At 68.8% G+C, this 20,194-nt stretch carries 21 protein-coding genes; 14 read left to right on the top strand and 7 right to left on the bottom strand.

Annotated elements, in window-relative coordinates:
- Nucleotides 1-26: 26 nt before the first annotated feature.
- Both TMZ1T_RS13985 and motD read left to right on the top strand, forming a co-directional pair.
- Nucleotides 27-767, top strand: a complete 741-nt coding sequence (locus TMZ1T_RS13985; RefSeq protein ID WP_004305500.1) for a flagellar motor protein — start codon at nucleotides 27-29, stop codon at nucleotides 765-767.
- A gap of 15 nt (nucleotides 768-782) precedes the next feature.
- Nucleotides 783-1,622: a flagellar motor protein MotD gene (gene motD, locus TMZ1T_RS13980; protein ID WP_004305503.1), complete on the top strand. Its 840-nt coding sequence runs from the start codon at nucleotides 783-785 to the stop codon at nucleotides 1,620-1,622.
- Nucleotides 1,623-1,965: 343 nt separating this feature from the next.
- Here the strand turns inward: motD and parC are convergent, their stop codons facing one another.
- The 7 genes from parC to flgA all read right to left on the bottom strand — a co-directional run bounded on the left by parC (nucleotide 1,966) and on the right by flgA (nucleotide 8,915).
- Nucleotides 1,966-4,410: a DNA topoisomerase IV subunit A gene (parC, locus tag TMZ1T_RS13975; protein WP_012585748.1), complete on the bottom strand. Its 2,445-nt coding sequence runs from the start codon at nucleotides 4,408-4,410 to the stop codon at nucleotides 1,966-1,968.
- A complete protein-coding gene (locus TMZ1T_RS13970; RefSeq protein ID WP_012585747.1) occupies nucleotides 4,407-4,859 on the bottom strand; it encodes a PIN domain-containing protein in 453 nt (150 codons plus the stop codon). The genes parC and TMZ1T_RS13970 overlap by 4 nt, the downstream gene beginning before the upstream one ends.
- Nucleotides 4,856-5,107: a type II toxin-antitoxin system Phd/YefM family antitoxin gene (locus TMZ1T_RS13965; protein ID WP_004305508.1), complete on the bottom strand. Its 252-nt coding sequence runs from the start codon at nucleotides 5,105-5,107 to the stop codon at nucleotides 4,856-4,858. The genes TMZ1T_RS13970 and TMZ1T_RS13965 overlap by 4 nt, the downstream gene beginning before the upstream one ends.
- Before the next feature lie 88 nt (nucleotides 5,108-5,195).
- Nucleotides 5,196-7,184, bottom strand: a complete 1,989-nt coding sequence (locus tag TMZ1T_RS13960; protein WP_004305510.1) for a DNA topoisomerase IV subunit B — start codon at nucleotides 7,182-7,184, stop codon at nucleotides 5,196-5,198.
- A 64-nt stretch (nucleotides 7,185-7,248) separates the two neighbouring features.
- Entirely contained in the window at nucleotides 7,249-7,740 is a 492-nt protein-coding gene (locus TMZ1T_RS13955; RefSeq protein WP_004305513.1) for a flagella synthesis protein FlgN, read from the bottom strand.
- Nucleotides 7,741-7,754: 14 nt separating this feature from the next.
- A complete protein-coding gene (flgM, locus tag TMZ1T_RS13950) occupies nucleotides 7,755-8,054 on the bottom strand; it encodes a flagellar biosynthesis anti-sigma factor FlgM (RefSeq protein WP_004305515.1) in 300 nt (99 codons plus the stop codon).
- Nucleotides 8,055-8,186: 132 nt separating this feature from the next.
- Nucleotides 8,187-8,915, bottom strand: a complete 729-nt coding sequence (flgA, locus tag TMZ1T_RS13945; protein ID WP_012585746.1) for a flagellar basal body P-ring formation chaperone FlgA — start codon at nucleotides 8,913-8,915, stop codon at nucleotides 8,187-8,189.
- A gap of 196 nt (nucleotides 8,916-9,111) precedes the next feature.
- Between flgA and flgB the strand changes: the two genes are divergently transcribed.
- The 12 genes from flgB to TMZ1T_RS13885 all read left to right on the top strand — a co-directional run bounded on the left by flgB (nucleotide 9,112) and on the right by TMZ1T_RS13885 (nucleotide 20,188).
- A complete protein-coding gene (gene flgB / locus TMZ1T_RS13940; RefSeq protein ID WP_004305521.1) occupies nucleotides 9,112-9,516 on the top strand; it encodes a flagellar basal body rod protein FlgB in 405 nt (134 codons plus the stop codon).
- Between the two features lie 11 nt (nucleotides 9,517-9,527).
- Nucleotides 9,528-9,932 carry a flagellar basal body rod protein FlgC gene (flgC, locus tag TMZ1T_RS13935; RefSeq protein ID WP_012585745.1) on the top strand — a complete coding sequence of 135 codons (405 nt, stop codon included), beginning with the start codon at nucleotides 9,528-9,530 and terminating at the stop codon, nucleotides 9,930-9,932.
- 50 nt (nucleotides 9,933-9,982) lie between these two features.
- Nucleotides 9,983-10,657, top strand: a complete 675-nt coding sequence (locus TMZ1T_RS13930) for a flagellar hook assembly protein FlgD (protein WP_004305526.1) — start codon at nucleotides 9,983-9,985, stop codon at nucleotides 10,655-10,657.
- Nucleotides 10,658-10,672: 15 nt separating this feature from the next.
- A complete protein-coding gene (flgE, locus tag TMZ1T_RS13925; protein ID WP_004305529.1) occupies nucleotides 10,673-12,025 on the top strand; it encodes a flagellar hook protein FlgE in 1,353 nt (450 codons plus the stop codon).
- Nucleotides 12,026-12,057: 32 nt separating this feature from the next.
- The gene (gene flgF / locus TMZ1T_RS13920) at nucleotides 12,058-12,798 is read left to right on the top strand and encodes a flagellar basal-body rod protein FlgF (protein WP_004305532.1); all 741 of its coding nucleotides are present in this window, start codon (nucleotides 12,058-12,060) and stop codon (nucleotides 12,796-12,798) included.
- Between the two features lie 248 nt (nucleotides 12,799-13,046).
- Nucleotides 13,047-13,829 carry a flagellar basal-body rod protein FlgG gene (flgG, locus tag TMZ1T_RS13915; RefSeq protein WP_004305533.1) on the top strand — a complete coding sequence of 261 codons (783 nt, stop codon included), beginning with the start codon at nucleotides 13,047-13,049 and terminating at the stop codon, nucleotides 13,827-13,829.
- Nucleotides 13,830-13,837: 8 nt separating this feature from the next.
- The gene (locus TMZ1T_RS13910) at nucleotides 13,838-14,515 is read left to right on the top strand and encodes a flagellar basal body L-ring protein FlgH (protein ID WP_012585744.1); all 678 of its coding nucleotides are present in this window, start codon (nucleotides 13,838-13,840) and stop codon (nucleotides 14,513-14,515) included.
- Between the two features lie 10 nt (nucleotides 14,516-14,525).
- Nucleotides 14,526-15,650, top strand: coding sequence for a flagellar basal body P-ring protein FlgI (locus TMZ1T_RS13905; RefSeq protein WP_004305536.1), 1,125 nt, complete (start codon nucleotides 14,526-14,528; stop codon nucleotides 15,648-15,650).
- Between the two features lie 10 nt (nucleotides 15,651-15,660).
- Nucleotides 15,661-16,719 carry a flagellar assembly peptidoglycan hydrolase FlgJ gene (gene flgJ / locus TMZ1T_RS13900; protein ID WP_012585743.1) on the top strand — a complete coding sequence of 353 codons (1,059 nt, stop codon included), beginning with the start codon at nucleotides 15,661-15,663 and terminating at the stop codon, nucleotides 16,717-16,719.
- An 81-nt stretch (nucleotides 16,720-16,800) separates the two neighbouring features.
- Nucleotides 16,801-18,783, top strand: coding sequence for a flagellar hook-associated protein FlgK (gene flgK / locus TMZ1T_RS13895; protein WP_004305542.1), 1,983 nt, complete (start codon nucleotides 16,801-16,803; stop codon nucleotides 18,781-18,783).
- A 14-nt stretch (nucleotides 18,784-18,797) separates the two neighbouring features.
- Nucleotides 18,798-19,706, top strand: coding sequence for a flagellar hook-associated protein FlgL (gene flgL, locus TMZ1T_RS13890; protein WP_004305545.1), 909 nt, complete (start codon nucleotides 18,798-18,800; stop codon nucleotides 19,704-19,706).
- 5 nt (nucleotides 19,707-19,711) lie between these two features.
- Complete coding sequence (locus TMZ1T_RS13885) at nucleotides 19,712-20,188, top strand: hypothetical protein (protein ID WP_012585742.1); 477 nt, start codon at nucleotides 19,712-19,714, stop codon at nucleotides 20,186-20,188.
- The last annotated feature ends 6 nt before the right edge of the window (nucleotides 20,189-20,194 follow it).

Raw genomic sequence — 20,194 nt, 5'->3', positions numbered from 1 at the left:
GGCCGCTCGCGCCGCCCCCGGATACCATGGACAAGATCAGCCTCGTCGGCCTCACCCTCGGAATCGCCGCCATCCTCGTCGGCCAGGTGATCGAGGGCGGTCACCTGTCCTCGCTGTTCCAGCCCACCGCGTTCATGATCGTGATCGGCGGCACGCTCGGCGCGGTCATGCTGCAGAGCCCGCTGCGCGTCTTCATGCAGGGCATGCGCATGGCGCGCTGGGTCTTCGTGCCGCCGGCGCCCGCCTTCGATACGATCATCGAGCAGGTCGCGAACTGGGGCCAGACCGCGCGCAAGGAGGGCCTGCTGAGCCTGGAGAACCAGATCGAGGCGCTGTCCGACCCCTTCATGCGCAAGGGCCTGCAGCTGCTGGTCGACGGCATCGAGCCCAACCGCCTGCGCGAGGTGCTCGAGGTCGAGATCGGCGTGTGGGAGAACCAGATGAAGATGTCGGCGCGCATCTGGGAGGCGGCCGGCGGCTATGCGCCGACGATCGGCATCCTGGGCGCGGTGATGGGCCTGATCCACGTGATGGAGAACCTCTCCGACCCTTCGCGGCTGGGCGCCGGCATCGCGGTCGCCTTCGTCGCCACGATCTACGGCGTGGGCTTCGCCAACCTGGTGTTCCTGCCGATCGCCAAGAAGCTGGGCGCGCACATCGTCACCCTGACCACCCAGCGCGAGATGTTCGTCGATGGTCTGGTGGGGATCGCCAACGGCGACAACCCGCGCATCATCGCCAGCCGCATGCAGGGCTACGTGGCCTGAGCGCCGGGAGACATCATGCGGCGCAGGCGCAAGCTCGACGAGGAACACGACAACCACGAACGCTGGCTGGTGTCCTATGCCGACTTCATCACGCTGCTGTTCGCCTTCTTCGTGGTCATGTATTCGCTGTCGTCGGTCAACGAGGGCAAGTACCGCGTGCTCTCCGACTCGCTCGTGCAGGCCTTCCGCAACGTCAATGTGAACGAGAGCGGCGAACAGATCGTGCTGCCCAAGGTCAGCGTCGTGCCTTCGCAGGCGATCACCCGGCCGGCGCCCCCGGCGGTGGATCCTGTCGTGGAGCAGCGTCGCCAGCAGGCCGCGCAGCGCATGCGCAACGTGGCCGACGAGATCCGCCGCGTGCTCTCGCCGCTGACAGGGTCCGGCCAGGTGAAGGTCACCGAGGGCGCCTTCGGCGTCAGCGTCGAGATCAACGCCAGCCTGCTCTTCGCGCCGGGCGAGGCCGCGCTCGGCAGCAATGCCGTGTCGGCGCTGCAGGCGGTGGCGCGGGTGCTGGCGCCGGCGGAGTTCCCGATCACGGTCGAGGGCCACACCGACAACGTGCCGATCAGCACCTTCCGCTTTCCGTCGAACTGGGAGCTCTCGGCGGTGCGTGCCTCGACGGTGGCGCGGCTCTTCATCGACAACGGCGTCACCCCGGCGCGCCTGACCGCCGCCGGCTATGCCGACCAGCGCCCGGTCGCGGACAACGCGGACGAGGAGGGCCGCGGCCGCAACCGTCGCGTCACCATCCTGATCGAGTCGCGCATGGCCGACCCCGAAGGCAATGCCGGCCCGACCACCATCCCGCCCGACGACCCCATCCGCTCCATCCTGCCGGAGGCCCCGCAGGGTTGATGGCAGCCGGTCGGGGTGAGACCCCACGGCGTGTCCGGTTCCTTGCGGATCTTGTAGCAGCGACGCAAGTCGCGATCGGCGCAACGATTCCCGCCGTGCCTTTTTCGCCGCTGCGATCGCGACTTGCGTCGCTCCCACGAGAGACGCCGAGGTGCATTGGTACGTCGCTCCCACGAGAGATGCCGAGGTGCATTGGTGCGTCGCTCCCACGAGAGATGCCGAGGTGCATTGGTGCGTCGCTCCCACGAGAGACGCCGAGGTGCATCGGTGCGTCGCTCCCACGCGAGATACGAGGCGCGTCGGTGCGCCGTAGGAGCGACGCGAGTCGCGATCGGCGCAACGGTCAGCGCATGCGCTCGGGCTTGAGCTTCGGAGTCAGCGGCACGCCCTTGCGTGCGCGGCGGTGGCGCAGCGGTTCGCGCTGGGCGGGCTTGAGCTCGATCGTCAACGCCTTGCCGCCGCGACCACTGCCCTCGACGGCGAGCACCGCATCGTCGGCCGGCACCGCCACCGCCGCCAGCGCCTCGCCTTCGTCGAGCGCCATCACGATGACGCCGCGGCCGCCGCTCTGGGTCTTCATCTCGGGGCGGGGGAAGACCAGGATGCGGCCGTTCTCGGACGCCGCCGCGATCCAGTCGCCGAACACCTTGGCCGGCGCCAGCACCTTCTCGCCCTTTTCCAGGCTCATGAAGGCCTTGCCCGCGCGCTGACGGCTGCTGGCGTCGGCGACGCTGCACAGGAAACCATAGCCGCCGCTGTTGGCGAAGAAGTACACCGAATCCGGCGTGTCGGTGACGACCTGTGCGAGCTTGCCGCCGTCCTGGAACTCCACCAGCGTGGTGATCGGCGCGCCGTCGCCGCGCCCGCCGGGCAGCTCGGACACCTTTACCGTGTAGGCGCGGCCGTTGCCGTCGATGACGATCAGCGGCCAGGTGGTGCGCGTCTCGAGCACCGCGAAGCCGAAATCGCCGGCCTTGTAGGCGATGCCGGCAGGGTCGATGCCGTGGCCCTGGCGCGAGCGCACCCAGCCGTTCTTCGACACGATCACGGTGACCGGCTCGTCCGGTACCGAGATCTCCGCGGGCGCGACCGCGGCCACGGCCTCGACCAGGGTGCGGCGGTCGTCGCCGTACTTCTTCGCGTCGTCCTGAATCTCCTTGAGGATCAGCTTGGTCATCGCCGCGCGGCTGTCGAGGAGGTGCTGCAGTCCGGCGCGCTCGTCCTTGAGCTCGGCGAGCTCCTTCTCGATCTTGAAGCCTTCCAGGCGCGCAAGCTGGCGCAGGCGGATCTCGAGGATGTCCTCGGCCTGGACGTCGGACAGCCCGAAGGCCGCGATCAGCGCCGGCTTGGGCTCGTCCGACTCGCGGATCACGCGGATCACTTCCTCGATGTGCAGGAAGGCGATCATGCGGCCTTCGAGGATGTGGATGCGCCGATCGACCTCGTCCAGCCGGTGGCGGGTGCGGCGCTCGACGGTCACGTAGCGGAAGTCGATCCATTCGCGCAGGATCTGCACCAGGTTCTTCTGCTGCGGCCGACCGTCGCGGCCGATCATGGTCATGTTGACCGAGGCCGAGGTCTCCAGGCTGGTGTGGGCGAGCAGCACCGCCATGAACTCGTCGCGGTTCTGCCGGCTCGACTTGGGCTCCAGCACGATGCGCACCGGCGCCTTGTCGCTGGACTCGTCACGTACCGTGTCGAGCGCGCCGAGCACGAGCTGCCTGAGGTTCTTCTGCTCTTGCGAGACCTCCTTCTTGCCGGCGCGCGGCTGCGGGTTGGTCAGGGTCTCGATCTCGGACAGCACCTGTGCGGCGGACACGCCGTGCGGCAGCTCCTCGACGATGGCGCGCCACTGGCCGCGGGCGAGCTCCTCGATCTTCCAGCGCGCGCGCAGGCGCAGGCTGCCGCGGCCGGTCGCGTAGGCCTCGCGGATGGTCTGGGGCGTGGAGATGAGCTGGCCACCACCGGGGAAGTCGGGGCCGGGCAGCATGGCCAGCACGTCGTCGAGCGTGGCCTCGGGGTGGCGGATCAGGTGGCAGGTGGCCTCGGCCACCTCGCGCAGGTTGTGCGGCGGGATCTCGGTCGCCATGCCCACCGCGATGCCCGAGGCGCCGTTCAACAGCACGAAGGGCAGGCGCGCGGGCAGCAGCTGCGGCTCCTCGAAGGCGCCGTCGTAGTTGGGGATGAAGTCCACCGTGCCGCGGTCGATCTCGGACAGCAGCAGCTCGGCGATCGGGGTCAGGCGGCATTCGGTGTAGCGCATCGCCGCCGCCGAGTCGCCGTCGCGCGAGCCGAAGTTGCCCTGGCCGTCGACCAGCGGATAGCGCAGCGAGAAGTCCTGCGCCACGCGGACCATGGCGTCGTAGACGCTGGAGTCGCCGTGCGGGTGGTACTTGCCGATCACGTCGCCGACCACGCGCGCCGACTTCACGTGCTTGGAGGTGGACGACAGCCGCATCTCGTTCATCGCGAACAGGATGCGGCGCTGCACCGGCTTCAGGCCGTCCTCGACCTGCGGCAGCGCGCGCGACTTCACCACGCTCATCGCGTAGGCGAGGTAGGCGCGCTCGGCGTAGCGGTCGAGCGCCAGCGTGCCGTCGTCCTCGGGCTCGGGTTCCGGGTCGGCGGGCGGGGCAGGGGGCGGGGGGATGTCTGCGTCGGAGGCGGTCGCAGGCGCTGCGCCCCGAGTTGTCGAGGCAGCACTCGGGGCTGCGCCGGCCGGGGTCGAGGGGGCGACGGATTCGGGCACGCCAGGCGCGTCGAAGAGGTCGGGAGTGTCTGTGCTCATGAGCTCGAATTGCATGCTGCGAGCAGTAGCGGGTGCGCGACATGCTCGAAAGGATTGATAACGGTGACGCCGCGCCAGGTGAAGCCGTGCTGCAGGTCTTCGCTCAGCAGCAGGCGGCAACGGTTTTCCGCAGCCACCGAAAGGACCAGGCCATCCCAGATCTGCATGCGGTGATCGCAGGCCAGGTCGATGGCGGCCTGGAAGCTCGGCCAGGTCGAATCGGCCACCTCGTAGGCATCGGACCAGTCGAGCAGGGCGCCGCGCACTGTCTCGGCGTCGCGCCTGAGCTTGCCGGTGAGGACCCGGTGCAACTCACCCAAGGCCTGCGCCGGGATCAGCACCTCGCTCGCCGCGAGATCCGCGATCAGCGCACGAGCCGCTGCACAACGCGCGTCGTCTCCGGCGCCCTCTGCGTAGGCGAGGATGTTGGTGTCCAGCGCGATCTTCATTGGTCGCGGTCGTAGAGTTCGTCGCGGTTCCAGCTTCGTTCGCCTGCGGCAGGTTCCCGATTGAGGCGGGCGAGCAGACGGGCGCGTGCGTTGGCACGGTCGTGACCGGATTCGCCCGCTTCTGTGGCGGGGCTGATCGTGGCGACGGGACGGCCGTGGGACAGGACCGTGATGGTCTCGCCCTGGCTGACCTGGCGGAGCAGGCTGGAGAACTGTCGATTCGCTTCGGCGGCGGAAATGGTGTGCATGGCAGGTCCGTAGCTTGCATCGGTGTAGTGAATATCACTACTTTATTCCGGGTGATGGCGTCGGGCAATTCGATTTGCCTTGGGGGACTCAGACATCCGCCTCGACGCTGTCGCCCTTTTCTTCCATCCACGCACGCCGCCCCGAGGCTTCGCCCTTGCCCATCAGCAGGGTGAACATCTTCAGCGTGTCCTGCAGCGCGCCGCTGCGCACCTTCACCGGCAGCACCCGACGGGTGGCCGGGTCCATGGTGGTCTCGCGCAGCTGGTCGGGGTTCATCTCGCCCAGGCCCTTGAAGCGGCCGATCTCGATCGCGTCGGGCTTGAAGCCTTCCTTCTCCAGGCGCTCGCGCATCGCGGCGAGCTCGCCCTCGTCGAGCGCGTAGAGGCGGCGCGGCGGGCGCTTCTTGCCTTGTGCCGGGACATCGATGCGGTACAGGGGCGGCTGCGCCACATACACGTGGCCGCGCTCGATGAGCTTGGGGAAGTGGCGGAAGAACAGCGTCAGCAGCAGGGTCTGGATGTGGGCGCCGTCGACGTCGGCGTCGGACATGATGACGACCTTGCCGTAGCGCAGCCCGGAGAGGTCGATCGGGCTGTCGGCGGTGTGCGCGTCCACGCCGAGGGCCACCGCGATGTCGTGGATCTCGGCGTTGGCGAAGAGGCGATCCGGGTCGATCTCCCAGGCGTTCTGCACCTTGCCGCGCAAGGGCAGGATGGCCTGGGTCTCCTTGTTGCGCGCCATCTTGGCCGAGCCGCCGGCGGAGTCGCCCTCGACCAGGAAGAGCTCGTTGTCGGCGAGGTCCTCGGACTCGCAGTCCGACAGCTTGCCGGGCAGCACCGCCACGCCCGAGGTCTTCTTCTTCTCGACCTTCTGCGCGCTCTTCTGGCGCGCAAGCGCCTGCTTGATGGAAAGCTCGGCGATCGCGCGGCCGGCCTCGACGTGGTTGTTGAGCCAGATCTCGAAGGGGTCGCGCAGCTGGCTGGAGACGAGCTTGACCGCCTCGCGCGAGTTGAGCTTTTCCTTCACCTGGCCCTGGAACTGCGGGTCGAGCAGGCGCGCCGAGAGCACGAAGCTCATGCGCCCGCACACGTCCTCCTGCTGCAGCTTCACGCCGCGCGGCAGCAGGGTGTGGTGGTCGATGAAGGACTTCATCGCCTCGAACACGCCGGCGCGCAGGCCGGATTCGTGGGTGCCGCCGTTCACGGTCGGGATCAGGTTGACGTAGGACTCGCTCGGCACCGGGGATTCGAACCATGCCAGCGCCCACGCCGCGCCTTCACCGGCGGCGAAGGTCGGATCGTCCTTGGCGGCGTATTTCTCGGCGGTGAAGATCGGCGCCACCGGCTCGACATCGCCCGCGAGCTCTTTCAGATAACCGGCGAGGCCGTCGGGGTAGGACCACGTCTTGGTCAGCGCCGGGCCGTTCGCCTGCTCGATGTCGAGCCGCACCGCGACCCCCGACAGCAGCACCGCTTTCGAGCGCAGCAGGCGCTCGAGCTCGTTCATCGGCACGCGCGGAGATTCGAAGTACTTGCCGTCCGGCCACACCCGCACCCGGGTGCCGGTCTGGCGTCCGCAGTCGCCCTCGACGCGCACCGGGCCGATCGTCTCGCCGCCGTCGGAGAAGTCGATGCGGTGGATCTTGCCCTCGCGCCTGACCTCGACCTCGATCCGGGTCGACAGCGCGTTGGTCACCGACACGCCGACGCCGTGCAGGCCGCCCGAGAAGGCATAGGCCGAGTTGCCCTCGCGCTTGTCGAACTTGCCGCCGGCGTGCAGCCGGGTGTAGGCCAGCACCACCACCGGGACGCCTTCCTCGGGGTGCAGTCCGACCGGGATGCCGCGGCCATCGTCGGCCACGGTGACCGAGCCGTCGACATGGAGCGTGACGTGGATCTTTTTCGCGAAGCCGCCGAGCGCCTCGTCGGCGGCGTTGTCGATCACCTCCTGGATGATGTGCGCCGGGCTGTCGGTGCGGGTGTACATGCCGGGGCGTTCGCGCACCGGCTCGAGCCCTTTCAGGACGCGGAAGGAGGATTCGTCGTACTGCTTTGGAGTGCCTTGCGTGCCGGCCATGCTGACTGCCCGTTCGAACTTGCGAAGGGCGCAAGGATAGCAGAGCGAAGGGCTGTATGTATGTTCAGGCGCTGCCGAGCATGCGCCCGCCGCCAATGGCGCGGGTATGGCCTTCGGCGTCGTAGAGCGGCGGCTGGTCGGCGGCCGAGAGCAGCAGGCTGAGCGCGGCCTGATTGTGCGCCATGCGCTCGGTGATGAGCTTGCCGTTGAGGGCGTTGCGCTCGCGCGTCGTGCGGGCCAAGCCGAGGACCTCGTCCCAGCGCGCCAGCACGCGCGGCAAGCCGGCGAGCCAGTCGCGGATCACGGTGTCGGAGACCGCCTGGCCGAAGCGGCCGAGCAGCAGGCTGCGGTCGTCGGAGAGCCGTTGCAGGCGGCGGTAGCGTTCGTTCTTGTCCTGGCAGAGCACCACCAGTGCATCGACCTCCCCGGCGATCAGCAGCGCCTCCTCGCGCGCGAGCAGCTCGACGAACTCTCCGAGCTGGATCGCTTCCGCTTCGATCAGCAGCGCGAGGCGCTGGCGGTCGGCGGAGGAGGGCGGGACGGCAGGACGGTTCATGCGCGGTGAAGCGTTCAGCGCTGGCCTGCGAGCATCTCGCGCACGCTGTCGATCAGCCCGTCGGCGATGCGTCCGGCGTCGATCCTGAATTCGCCGTTGGCGATCGCCTGCTTGATCTCCTCGACGCGCTGCGCGTCGACGACCGGGGTCTGGGCGATGCTCGCCTCGGCCTTGGCGAGGCTGGACGACAGCGAGGAGAGCTGGACCTTTTCGCTGCCGGCGGAGACCGTGGCGCCGGGGCTCGCGGGGCTGCGTGGGCGGGCCTCCGCTGCGGTGGAGGGGGCAATCGCCTTGCCCGAGCTTTCGATTTTCATGGCGCAGTTCCCATACAGAGTGACTCTGACGTTCTCTTCGGCGCGATGGCGTGGAACTTGAGCGATTAAAGCATGAAATCTTTCACGCTCGGCCATCCGCTCGCGGCCGTCTCCGTTCGGCACGCAGCCGCCTCAGAACTCCAGCGCCACTGCGCCGCCCGCCTGTGCGGTCCCGGTGACGACCTGGCCGTCGGCCAGGCGCACCCTCACCTTCTCACCCGGGGCGGCGTTGTTCATCGCACGGCCTTCGCTCGCCACCCGGAAGCCCGCGCCCACGCCGAGCACGCTCACGGTCTGGCCCTGGCGCACCGCGTGGGGTACGCGCAGCATGTCGCCGCGCAAGGGGCTGCCGGCGGCGACCGCGATGCGGGTGTGGTGGCCGCTGGCCTGGGTGGGGTCGGTGAGGAGATTGTCGGGGAGCGCGGTGAGGTCGCCCCTGCGCTGCCCGAGGTCGGCGGGGCCGAGCACCTGGCCGGCGCGCAGCGGGCGGGCGGCGATCAGGTAGTCGGCGACCACGGCGACGCGCGCCTGCAGGTAGGCGGTCCACGTCACCGGTGAGTCGCAGCGCACACCGACGCTGAAGCGTCCCCACGCGCGCGTGCCCGCGGGCAGGAAGGGTTCGAGCGCGGCGCAGGCGGGCAACTGGCTGTTGGGATCGAGCGGCGCGAGCTCGATCGACACCTCGCCGGGCAGGCCGGCGACCTGGCGCTGCAGGAACTGGCGCACGCGGGCCTCGACCGCCCCCTCGGCGTGCTGGGCGATCGCGGCGGGGGAGGGAAGCAGCACGAGGGCCGCGCACAGCGCTGCGGCCGGGCCGCGCAGTCGCCCTGCGGCGAGCCTGCGGTGGAGGGGAGTCGTCATGGCGGGATTGCACCATGACCCCCGCCGGCCTGGCAACCGGCAGCGTCCGCCGGCAATCCTTGCCGGCGGGTGGCGGCGAAATTGGCCGGGCTTTGCCCCCCTTATCGGCGCCAGGGTCTTGCCGGCCCGCGCCTACCATCGCTGGCATGGAAACTGCGTCCGGAACGTCCGGGCGCACCGTCCCGGGAGCACAGCGATGAAGACCCTTTTCGACCGGCAGATCCAGTTCCACCAGACCGCGCTGAACCTGCAGGCGCACCGCCAGCAGCTGATCGCCTCGAACATCGCCAACGCCGACACGCCGCACTACAAGGCGCGCGACGTGGATTTCCGCGCCGCGCTGCAGGGCGCGCTCAATGCCTCGCGGGAGGGTGTGCAGATGGCGACAACGCAGGCGGGCCACATCGGCAGCGCACCCGCGCCTGCGCTCGAAAGCCTGACCGGCTACCGCAGCGAGCTGCAGTCCGCGGTGGACGGCAACACGGTGAACATGGACGTCGAGCGCGCCGCCTTCGCCGAGAACGCCTTGCACTACGAGGCCAGCGTGACCTTCATCAACGGCATGCTGCGCTCGATGAACACCGCGATCACCGGCCAGTAAGGAGAGCCGCCATGAGCATGCTGAACGTCTTCCAGATCGCCGGCTCGGCGCTCAATGCGCAGTCGCTGCGCCTCAATGCCACGGCCTCCAACCTTGCCAACGCCGACAGCGTCATCTCCGAGGACGGCCAGCCCTACCGCGCCAAGCAGGTGGTGTTCGCCGCGCGCCCGGTCGCCGGCCCGGCGGCGGTCGGCGTGCAGGTGACCCAGGTGGTCGAGAGCGCCGCGCCCCTGCGGCTGGTCTTCGAGCCCAACAACCCTGCCGCCAACCCCGACGGCTACGTCGAGATGCCCAACGTCAACGTGGTCGAGGAAATGGTGAACATGATCTCCGCCTCGCGTTCCTACCAGAACAACGCCGAGGTGATGAGCACGGCACGAACCTTGCTTCAGCGTACATTGCAGATCGGCCAGTAAGCACCCCGCAGGCGCCGTGACGCGGAAAACGCCGACAGCAGGAGAGAGGAATGAGCAGCGTAACGAACAACCAGGACATCGCGGCGAGCGTGCTCGCCAAGATCAACACGCGCGAGGAGTCGAAGGCTTCGGCCTCCGGCGACATGAACTCGCGCTTCCTCACCCTGCTCACCACCCAGCTGAAGAATCAGGATCCGCTCAACCCGATGGAGAATGCGGAGGTCACCTCGCAGCTCGCACAGATGAGCACGGTCGACGGCATCGAGCGCCTGAACAAGATGTTCCAGAGCTTCGTCGATGGCCAGAGCGCCTACGACTCGATGCAGGCTGCCGCGCTCGTCGGGCGCGGCGTGCTGGTGGAGGGGAAGAAGCTGACCCTCACCGAGGCCGGCGCGGTAGGCGGTTTCGAGCTCGATGCCGCGGCCGACAGCGTGGTGCTGTCGATCAAGGACGCCGCCGGCCTCGAGATCAAGAAGATCGAGCTCGCGGACGTCAAGGCGGGCAGCCAGAACTTCATCTGGGACGGTACCGCCAGCGACGGTTCGCGTGCCGTCGACGGCGCCTACACGGTCGAGCTGAGCGCGCTCGCCGAGGGCAAGAAGGTCACGGGTCGGACGCTCGAGTTCGGCCCGGTCACCAGCGTGATCCGCGGCGCCTCGGGTACCGACTTCCAGGTCGGCTCGCTCGGCATCTTCAAGTACGACGACATCAAGCAGATTCTCTGATCCGGAGCCCCGATCATGTCTTTCCAGCAAGGTTTGAGCGGCCTGAGCGTTTCCTCCAAGGCCCTGGACATCATCTCCAACAACGTCGCCAACACCAACACGATCGGCTTCAAGACCGGCTCCGCGATCTTCTCGGACGTCTTTGCGGCCTCGCTGACCGGCTCGATCTCGGGCAAGCAGGTGGGTGTGGGCGCCACGCTCGGTGCGGTGCGGCAGACCTTCACCCAGGGCAACCTCACCACCACCAACAACCCGCTCGACCTGGCGATCAACGGCGACGGCTTCTTCGTGGTCAGCCGCGAGAACGGCCCGGACGTGTATACCCGCAACGGCCAGTTCGAGCTCGACAAGGAGGGTTTCATCCGCACCCCCACCGGCGAAAGGCTCAAGGGCTTCCAGAGTCCGGTCACCCCGGGCGCCCTGCCCACGCCGATCGGCGGCCTCAAGGACGTCCAGGTGCCGATCGTCGGTTCCCAGCCCATGCCGACCAGCCGGGTGGAGATCGGCGGAAACCTCGATGCGAACGACCTGAGCGCAGCCCAGCGCTACCCACAGCTGTTCGGCTCGACCTTCACGTTTCCGCTCCCTGCGGGCGAGAACTGGCAGGACGCGCGCACCTACAATTTCTCGACCTCGATCAAGGCGTACGACAGCCTCGGGAAGTCGCACGAGCTCACCTACTACTTCGCCAAGGTGACCCCGACCCCGAACGATCCGGTCAACACGAACGAGAACACCTGGAAGGTCTTCACCAGCGTGGACGGCGGCTATCCCTTGGGGGTCGGGACCGATGGCTCGATCGAGGACCCGAGCGTGATCTGGAGCCTGACCTTCAACGAGAAGGGTACGGTGAACACGCCCATCGTCGGGCCGACGGCTGCGAATCCGCTGGCGATCCCGGCTTCCTACACGCCGGGTGCGGACCGCATCCGTTTCCACGTCGATTTCAGCGACATGCGCCAGATCGGTGGCTCCTACCTGATCACCGAGCTCACCCAGGACGGCTACACCGGCGGCGAGCTCGCCGGAGTCAGCGTGGGACGGGACGGCATCGTGACCGGTCGCTACACCAATGGCGAGACGCGCGAACTCGCCCAGCTCGCGCTGCAGACCTTCCGCAATCCGAACGCGCTGCTGTCGATCGGCAACAACTTCTGGGAAGCGACCACCGAATCCGGCCTCACTGCGCCGTCCAAGGCCGGCGAAGGGGTCGCGGGCGTGGTCTCGGCGGGCATGATCGAGGACGCCAACGTGGAGCTCACCAACGAGCTGGTGCAGATGATCGTGCAGCAGCGCAACTACCAGGCCAACGCGCAATCCATCAAGGCGCAGGACCAGGTCCTGCAGACCCTGGTGAACCTGCGCTGATCCTGAAACCCGCCTGACACGAGAGGCCAGCGATGGACCGCCTGATCTACACCGCGATGACCGGCGCCAAGGGCACCATGGACCAGCAGGCGGCGGTCGCGCACAACCTCGCCAACGTCGACGCCACGGGTTTCCGCGCAGAGTTGCACAAGCTGCGCGCGGTCGAGGTGCAGACCGAGGCGCTGCGCACGCGCGCCTTCACGGTCGACGCCAGCGTCGCCAACGACTTCACCGAGGGGCCGCTGCAGTTCACCGGCCGGCCCTTCGACGTCGCGCTCGCCGGCAAAGGCTGGCTGGCGGTGCAGATGCCGGACGGCAGCGAGGCCTACACCCGCAACGGCAGCCTCGCGGTGAGCGCCAACGGCGTCCTGCAGACGCGCGACGGCAGGCCGGTGCTGGGCGACGGCGGGCCGGTCACGATCCCGCCCGACAACGAGATCACCATCGGTGCCGACGGTTCGGTCTCGGCCTTGCAGCCCGATCAGCCGGGTGTGGTCAACGTGGTCGCGCAGCTCAAGCTGGTGAATCCGCCCGAGGCGCAGCTGGTGCGTGGCGACGACGGCCTCTTCCGCCTGCAGGGCGGGGCGCCCGCGCCGGTCGATCCCAATGTGCGCGTCGCCGGGGGCTATCTCGAGGGCAGCAACGTCAACGTGGTCGACCAGATGGTGCAGATGATCTCGCTCGCCCGTCAGTTCGAGATGCAGACCCGCATGCTGTCGACCGCCGAGCAGAACGACCGCTCGGCCGCGCGGGTCATCGGCGGCCAGGGCTGATCGAGGCGCGCTCCCCGCCGAGCCGGGCTGCGCGGGCCGGGTAGCGTGGGGCGCCCGGCCTTTTTTGCGCACCCGGCCGCTTCGATTAGCACGGTTTTTGCGTTGCTTATCGCAGGATGGTCGGTGACGGCACCGGCCTAGACTGATCCCATCGAAAAAGCGGCAGCACGGCGGCAATTTCAGCTGGGTATTCCAACCCCGCACGGCAAATCCTGCCGCCCCGGCAACGCAAGGCAAAGGAACCCATCATGATCCGCTCCCTGTGGACCGCCCGTACCGGGCTGGATGCCCAGCAAACCTCGCTGGACGTGATCTCCAACAACCTGGCCAACGTCTCCACGAACGGCTTCAAGCGTCAGCGTGCGATCTTCGAGGACCTGCTCTACCAGACCATCCGCCAGCCTGGCGCACAGTCGACCCAGCAGACGCAGATCTCCAGCGGCCTGCAGATCGGTACCGGCGTCAAGCCGGTGGCGACCGAGCGCATCTTCACCCAGGGCACGTTGCAGCAGACCGGTGGCTCGCTCGACGTCGCGGTGCAGGGCAACGGCTTTTTCCAGGTCGCCATGCCCGATGGCACCACCGCCTACACCCGTGACGGCGCTTTCCAGCTCGACAGTCAGGGCAACGTCGTCACCGCCAGCGGTTACACCCTGGCCGACAACATCAACATCCCCGCCGACGCGCTCTCGATCACCATCGGCAAGGACGGCACGGTCAGCGTGCTGCAGGCCGGGCAGACCGCGCCGGTGGAAATCGGCGCCATCCAGCTCGCCACCTTCATCAACTCGGGCGGCCTGCAGGCCGCGGGCGAGAACCTGTTCTACGAGACCGCCTCGAGCGGCGTGGCCACGCCCACCCAGCCGGGCACCAACGGCGCGGGCGTGCTCAACCAGGGCTATGTCGAGGTCTCCAACGTCAACGTCGCCGAGGAGCTCGTGAGCATGATCGTGACCCAGCGCGCCTACGAGCTCAACTCGCGCGCGATCTCGACCTCCGACCAGATGCTCGGCCGGCTGACCCAGCTGTGAGGCGCACGATGAAGCTCGCCAGCCATTCGATCGCCGTCGGCCTGCTCGCGCTGCTGTCGGGCTGCGCCGCGATCCAGACCACCCCGCCGTCTGCGGTGCATCAGCCGATGAGCGTGCGCCCCGAGGCGATGGCAACCGCGCTGCCCGGCAATGGCGCGATCTACCAGACCGTGCAGGCACGCCCCTTGTTCGAGGACCGGCGCGCGCGCCGCATCGGCGACACGATCACGATCAACCTGGTCGAGCGCAACACCGCGGAGAAGAGCGCCAACGCCAACGCCACCCGCAACGGCAACATGAGCGCCGGCATCGGCCCCATCAACCGCCTGCCCTTGAGCGGCCTGAACGGCCTGGAGCTCGAGGCCGATGCCGAGTCCGACTTCAACGGCAAGGGCGCGGCCGCGGCCAACAACGTCTTCAACGGCACGATCACGGTCACCGTGATCGACGTCTACCCCAACGGCAACCTGCTGGTGTCGGGCGAGAAGATGGTGGCGATCAACCAGGGCAACGAGTTCATCCGCTTCTCGGGCGTGATCAACCCGAACACCGTCACCACCGCCAACACCGTGCAGTCGACCCAGGTGGCGGATGCGCGCATCGAGTACCGCGGCAGCGGCTTCATCGACGAGTCCAACACCATGGGCTGGCTGCAGCGCTTCTTCGTGGCGATCATGCCGTTCTGAGGGCCGCGCCATGTCCTGTCTCGCCTCCCTTCTGCTGCGCGCCGCGGTCGTCTCCCTCGCCGTGCTGATCTTGCATCCGGCGCAGGCGTACGCCGCGGCCGAGCGCATCAAGGACCTCGCCTCGGTGGCCGGCGTGCGCGACAACCAGCTCGTCGGCTACGGGCTGGTCGTCGGCCTGGACGGTTCGGGCGACCAGACCACGCAGACTCCCTTCACCGTGCAGAGCATCGTCAACATGCTCGGCAACCTCGGCGTGAGCCTGCCGCCCGGGACCAACCTGCAGTTGAAGAACGTGGCCGCGGTGATGGTCACCGCCAACCTGCCGGCCTTCGCCCGTCCCGGGCAGGCGATCGACGTCACCGTGTCCTCGATCGGCAACGCCAAGAGCCTGCGCGGCGGCACTCTGGTGATGACGCCGCTCAAGGGTGCCGACGGCCAGGTCTATGCCATTGCCCAGGGCAACATGGCGGTCGGCGGCGCGGGCGCGCAAGGCGGGGGCGCCTCGCTGGTCATCAATCACCTGTCGGCCGGACGCATCCCGGGCGGCGCGACCGTCGAGCGCGCGGTCCCGACCGCACTCGGCCAGGGCGACGCGGTGCTGTTCGAACTCAACGACGCCGACTTCGGCACCGCGCGCCGGGTCGTCGATGCGATCAACCTGGTCTATCCGGGCGCGGCGAGCGCGCTCGACGGGCGCAGCATCCAGGTGCGCGCGCCGACCGACTCCAGCGCGCGCGTCGCCTTCCTCGGCCACATCGAGAACCTCGAGGTCACGCCGGTGCAGCAGGCCGCCAAGGTCATCGTCAACTCGCGCACCGGCTCGGTGGTCATGAACCAGCGCGTGACGCTGCAGAACTGTGCGGTCGCCCACGGCAACCTCACGGTCACGGTCAATATCGAGACCCAGGTCAGCCAGCCGCCGCCGCTCTCGGGCGGACAGACGGTGGTCACCCAGCGCGGCCAGGTCGACGTCGCCCAGGAGGGCGGTGCGCTCTTCAACGTGCGCGGCGGCGCCAACCTCGCCGACGTGGTGAAGGCGCTCAACACCCTGGGCGCCAAGCCGATGGACCTGGTCAGCATCCTGCAGGCCATGAAGGCGGCCGGCGCGCTGCGCGCCGAACTCGAGGTCATCTGAGGAAGTTGCCATGAACAAGGGCGTCCAGCTCAACGCGCTCGATCCCAATTCGCTCGGCGACCTGAAGCGCCTGGCGCGCAGCGAGGGCGGCTCGGACGCGGCCCTGCGCGCCGCGGCCAGGCAGTTCGAGGGGCTCTTCCTGCAGATGGTCATGAAGTCCATGCGTGCGACCACCGGCCAGAACGGCATGATGGACAGCGAGCAGACGCGCTCCTGGCAGGGCATGCTCGACCAGCAGATGGCACTGGAGATGTCGCAGTCGGGCGGCACCGGCCTGTCCGAGATGCTCTACCGCCAGCTTGGCGGCAAGGCTGCGGTGCGGCCCGACGCGGCAGGCGAGGCCGGCAAGACCGGCTTCGACCTTGCCGACGTGCGTCGCCGCCCGGCAATTCCTGCCGTGCTCGCGCGCGATGCGGAAAGTGCTGCCGCCCCGCGCCTTGCCGCCTTGCCGGCCGAGGCGCGCGTGCCCGCGCTGGGCGCCGCCGCGACCGCAGGGGAGTTCTCCGCGCTGTCGGTGTACGAGCGTGCTGCGCTGCAGACCCGCCTCGACGCCGCGGTGCGCAGCGCGCGCGATGCCGGCGGGGCGGTATCGAAGTCCGCGCAGGACTTCGTCACCGAGGTGTGGCCGCACGCGCAGGAAGCCAGCCGCCGCACCGGCATCCCGGCTGAATTCATGGTCGCCCAGGCGGCGCTCGAGACCGGCTGGGGACAGAAGCAGTTGCGTCACGAGGACGGCAGCCCGAGCCACAACCTCTTCAACATCAAGGCCGGCAGTGCGTGGCCGGGGCGTACCGTCGCGCGCGAGGTCACCGAGTACGCCGACGGCCAGGCCTACATCGAGGCTGCGCACTTCCGTTCCTACGGCTCGTATGCCGAGTCCTTCCGCGACTATGCCCAGCTGATGACGCGCAGCCCGCGCTACGCCGGCGTGCTCGGCCAGACCGACGCGGCGGCCTTCGCGCGCGGCCTGCAGGACGCCGGCTACGCCACCGACCCGATGTATGCCGACAAGCTCACCCGCATCATCGGCGGCAATACCTTGCGCAGTGCACTGGCAATGGCGGGCTGAGGACCGGCGGTCGAGGTGCGTATCGAGCGCTGGCAAGGATCTTGCGTGTAGAGGCTCGAACCAGCGCATCAGGGAAACATCATGGCGTCCTTGCTCAATATCGGACTGACCGGGCTCAGCGCCTCCCAGGCCTACCTCAACACCACCAGCCACAACATCGCCAACGCGGCGACGCCGGGCTTCCATCGCCAGACCGTCACCCAGGAAGCGCGCGACCCGCAATACAGCGGCGGCGCCTTCTTCGGCACCGGTACCGGCGTCACCGGCGTGGCGCGCAGTTACAGCCAGCTGCTCGAGGGCCAGGTGCTGAGCGCCGACAGCCGGCGTGCGGAATACGCCGCCTACAGCCAGTTCATCAGCCAGCTCGACAACGTGCTCGCCGACGCCGACACCGGCCTCACGCCCGCGCTCAACGAATTCTTCGGTGCGCTGCAGAACGTCACCTCCAACCCGACCAACGTGGCCGCGCGCCAGGCGCTGCTCTCCAGCGGCGATACCCTGTCGGCGCGCTTCCGCACCCTGGACGGGCGTATCTCGGAGATCGCGGAAGGCGTCGAGACCGAGATGCGCAGCACGCTGGAGAGCATCAACGGCTACGCCGCCGCGATCGCCGAGCTCAACGAGCGCATGGTGATCTCGCGCACCGGCGGCGCCGGTTCGGCCGCCAACGACCTGCTCGACCAGCGCGACCAGGCGATCGCCGAGCTCAACCGCCTGGTCAAGGTGAGCACGGTGGAGCAGCGCGACGGTTCGACGTCGGTCTTCATCGGTTCGGGGCAGAGCCTGGTCATGGGCAATCGCGCCAAGCAGCTCGAACTGGGCGACCAGCTCGACGAGAACGGGCGCTCGATGATCACGGTGCGCGCCAACTCGGGGGTGGTGGAGCCGCTCGCCGAGAGCCTCGTCGGTGGTGGCACGCTCGGCGGCCTGCTGGCGGCGCGCCGCGAGGGCACGGCCTCGGCGCAGCGCAGCCTCGGCTTGCTGGCGACCACGCTGGCGACCGAGTTCAATAGCCAGCACGCGCTCGGCCTCGACCTGGAAGGCCGGCTGGGGGGAGATTTCTTCAGGATCGGCGGGGTGCGCGTCGATCCGTCGGACAGCGGCCTGAGCGTCCGGATCGACCCCGGGCAGGTCTCCTCGCTCACCGGCAGCGACTACTCGCTGCGCTACGACGGCGCGGCCTTCCAGCTCACCGACCTCGCCACGGGCAACGCCGTGCCCGCCGCGCAGATGCAGCTCGTGACCGAGGCGGACGGTTCGACCACCATCCGGGCGCAGGGGCTCGTCTTTACCGGCGCGCGGAGCACCCTGACCGAGCCGGCCTTCGTCTATCCCACCCGTTACACCGCGGGGGCGATCGAGGTGGCGAACCGGGACCCGCGCGCCGTCGCGGCCGCGGCGCCGGTGCTGGCCAGTCCGACCAGGGGCGACGGCAGCTCGCTGCGGATCGAGCAATCCGGGCTGCTCAGCCGCGGCAGTGCGGCGGCCGGCACCGAGCTCGGCCTGCCCGCCCTGAAGTACACCTTCAACGCGGTGGACAAGCGCTTCGAACTCGACGCGGCTGCGCCGGGGGCGGCCGGCTGGCCTGCGACCCTGGCCTACGACCCGGCGACCAGCGCCGCGGGTGAGTCCTTCACGCTGGAGGGGCCCGGAGGCGTCCGGCTCGAGCTCAAGATCTCCGGCACCCCTGCCGCTAACGATGTCATCGCGCTCGCCGACAACAAGGGCGGCGTCGCCGACAACCGCAACGCTGCGCTGCTCGGCGCGCTGCAGACCGACAAGCTCTTGTTCGGCAGCGGCGGCCAGGCCACCGCCACGCTCAACAACGCCTATGCGCAGCTGGTGGCCAAGGTCGGCAGCAAGACGCGCGAGGTGCAGGCCGGCGAACGCACCCAGACCTCGCTGCTCGACCAGGCCAAGGCTTCGCGCGACGCGGTCTCGGGCGTGAACCTGGACGAGGAGGCGGCCAACCTGGTGCGCTTCCAGCAGAGCTACCAGGCTGCGGCCAAGGTGATGGGCGTGGCGCAGCGCCTGTTCGACGAAATACTGGCGATCGCCCGCTGAGGAGAGAGCACACCATGCGCGTATCGACCAACATGATCTACGACCAGGGCGTCATCGCCCTGCAAAAGCAGTCCGCCGCGCTGTTGCACACCGGCCAGCAGATCGCCACCGGCCGCAAGATCCTCACCCCTTCGGACGATCCGGTGGCCTCCGCGCGCGCGCTCGATGTCAGCCAGTCGAAGAGCGTCAACCAGCAGTTCATCACCAACCAGGGCTATGCCGACGATGCGCTCAAGCTGGTCGACGGCCAACTCGACGGAGCCGGCGAGATCATCCAGTACGCGCGCGAGCGCGTGCTCGCGGCTGGCAATCCCGCACTGTCGCCGTCCGACCGCCAGTCGATCGCCTCCGACCTGCGCAGCCAGTTCGATGCCATGCTGGCGATCGCCAACACGCGCGACGCCAACGGCGACTACCTGTTCGCCGGCTACCGGTCGAACACGCCGCCGTTCGAGAAGACGGTCACTGCCGGCACGCTCGGCAGCGACTACAAGGGCGATCAGGGTTCGCGCACCATGCAGGTTTCGTCCTCCCGCTTCATGCCGATCAGCTTTGGTGGCGAGTCGGTGTTCGGGAGCGAGGGCGACGGGGTGTTCAAGGTGCTGGGCGAGTTCATCTCCGCCCTCGAAGGCGGAGGCGATGTGAGCGGCGCGGTGAGCACGGCGCTGGGCGGTCTCGACGACAGCCTGGACCGCACGCTCACCGTGCGCGCGCAGATCGGCTCGCAGCAGGTCGAGGTCGAGCAACTCGGCTTCATCGGCAGCGATCTCGACCTGCAGTACCAGACCACGCTGTCCAACCTGCAGGACCTCGACTACAACGAGGCGATCTCGCGCCTGACCCAGCAGCGCACCTTCCTCGAAGCCGCCCAGCAGTCCTTCCTCAAGACGACCGGGCTGTCGCTGTTCAACTACCTCAGCTGACCGCCATGCGCCGCGCGCTCCTCGTCCTTGCCGCCTGTTCCGTCCTCGGCTGCGCCAGCGAGCGCGAGGGCACCGGCCTGCTCGACCGCGCCGCCGCGGCCCCAGGGCCGATCGCCGGTGCGGTGGGCGCGGTGTGGATGGCGAGCGAGCTTTCCTACCTCGAGCCGGAATACCTCGCCGGCATGCTGGTGGCCTACGGCATCTACGATCCGCTCGCGCCGACGTGGTCGATCGAGGTCAGCCGCAGCGGCGAAGACCGTGTGCGCATGGACCTGCACATGAAGCGGATGACCACCGGCGGCGACGGCGAGGCACGCCGGGTCTTCCTGCGCAACGCGCGCGAGATCGTGCGTGCGGGCGGTTTCGCCGGCTTCGACGAGCTGAGCTGGGAGGAGGGCATCGAGTCCACCCGGCCTTTCGCCCGCCGCGTCGCCAGCGGCGAGATCCGCCTGGTGCGTTCGCGCACCTTCCCGGAGTTCTGAGCGCGG

It is taken from the genome of Thauera aminoaromatica (genome assembly GCF_000021765.1).
GTDB classification, from domain to species: domain Bacteria; phylum Pseudomonadota; class Gammaproteobacteria; order Burkholderiales; family Rhodocyclaceae; genus Thauera; species Thauera aminoaromatica.
Note: the sequence above shows the minus strand (reverse complement) of the source record. Positions and strands in the feature narration are given on the sequence as shown.

Bases quoted from the DNA above. Each gene is read 5' to 3' on its own strand.
- flgM (WP_004305515.1), bottom strand. From the start codon at position 8,054: ATGAAAATCGAAAGCTCGGGCAAGGCGATTGCCCCCTCCACCGCAGCG.
- TMZ1T_RS13965 (WP_004305508.1), bottom strand. From the start codon at position 5,107: ATGCACACCATTTCCGCCGCCGAAGCGAATCGACAGTTCTCCAGCCTG.
- flgJ (WP_012585743.1), top strand. From the start codon at position 15,661: ATGAACAAGGGCGTCCAGCTCAACGCGCTCGATCCCAATTCGCTCGGC.
- TMZ1T_RS13930 (WP_004305526.1), top strand. From the start codon at position 9,983: ATGAGCAGCGTAACGAACAACCAGGACATCGCGGCGAGCGTGCTCGCC.
- TMZ1T_RS13985 (WP_004305500.1), top strand. From the start codon at position 27: ATGGACAAGATCAGCCTCGTCGGCCTCACCCTCGGAATCGCCGCCATC.
- TMZ1T_RS13885 (WP_012585742.1), top strand. From the start codon at position 19,712: ATGCGCCGCGCGCTCCTCGTCCTTGCCGCCTGTTCCGTCCTCGGCTGC.
- TMZ1T_RS13955 (WP_004305513.1), bottom strand. From the start codon at position 7,740: ATGAACCGTCCTGCCGTCCCGCCCTCCTCCGCCGACCGCCAGCGCCTC.
- TMZ1T_RS13905 (WP_004305536.1), top strand. From the start codon at position 14,526: ATGTCCTGTCTCGCCTCCCTTCTGCTGCGCGCCGCGGTCGTCTCCCTC.
- TMZ1T_RS13910 (WP_012585744.1), top strand. From the start codon at position 13,838: ATGAAGCTCGCCAGCCATTCGATCGCCGTCGGCCTGCTCGCGCTGCTG.
- TMZ1T_RS13960 (WP_004305510.1), bottom strand. From the start codon at position 7,184: ATGGCCGGCACGCAAGGCACTCCAAAGCAGTACGACGAATCCTCCTTC.
- flgC (WP_012585745.1), top strand. From the start codon at position 9,528: ATGAGCATGCTGAACGTCTTCCAGATCGCCGGCTCGGCGCTCAATGCG.
- flgE (WP_004305529.1), top strand. From the start codon at position 10,673: ATGTCTTTCCAGCAAGGTTTGAGCGGCCTGAGCGTTTCCTCCAAGGCC.
- flgL (WP_004305545.1), top strand. From the start codon at position 18,798: ATGCGCGTATCGACCAACATGATCTACGACCAGGGCGTCATCGCCCTG.
- flgB (WP_004305521.1), top strand. From the start codon at position 9,112: ATGAAGACCCTTTTCGACCGGCAGATCCAGTTCCACCAGACCGCGCTG.
- flgA (WP_012585746.1), bottom strand. From the start codon at position 8,915: ATGACGACTCCCCTCCACCGCAGGCTCGCCGCAGGGCGACTGCGCGGC.
- flgG (WP_004305533.1), top strand. From the start codon at position 13,047: ATGATCCGCTCCCTGTGGACCGCCCGTACCGGGCTGGATGCCCAGCAA.
- motD (WP_004305503.1), top strand. From the start codon at position 783: ATGCGGCGCAGGCGCAAGCTCGACGAGGAACACGACAACCACGAACGC.
- TMZ1T_RS13970 (WP_012585747.1), bottom strand. From the start codon at position 4,859: ATGAAGATCGCGCTGGACACCAACATCCTCGCCTACGCAGAGGGCGCC.
- flgF (WP_004305532.1), top strand. From the start codon at position 12,058: ATGGACCGCCTGATCTACACCGCGATGACCGGCGCCAAGGGCACCATG.
- flgK (WP_004305542.1), top strand. From the start codon at position 16,801: ATGGCGTCCTTGCTCAATATCGGACTGACCGGGCTCAGCGCCTCCCAG.
- parC (WP_012585748.1), bottom strand. From the start codon at position 4,410: ATGAGCACAGACACTCCCGACCTCTTCGACGCGCCTGGCGTGCCCGAA.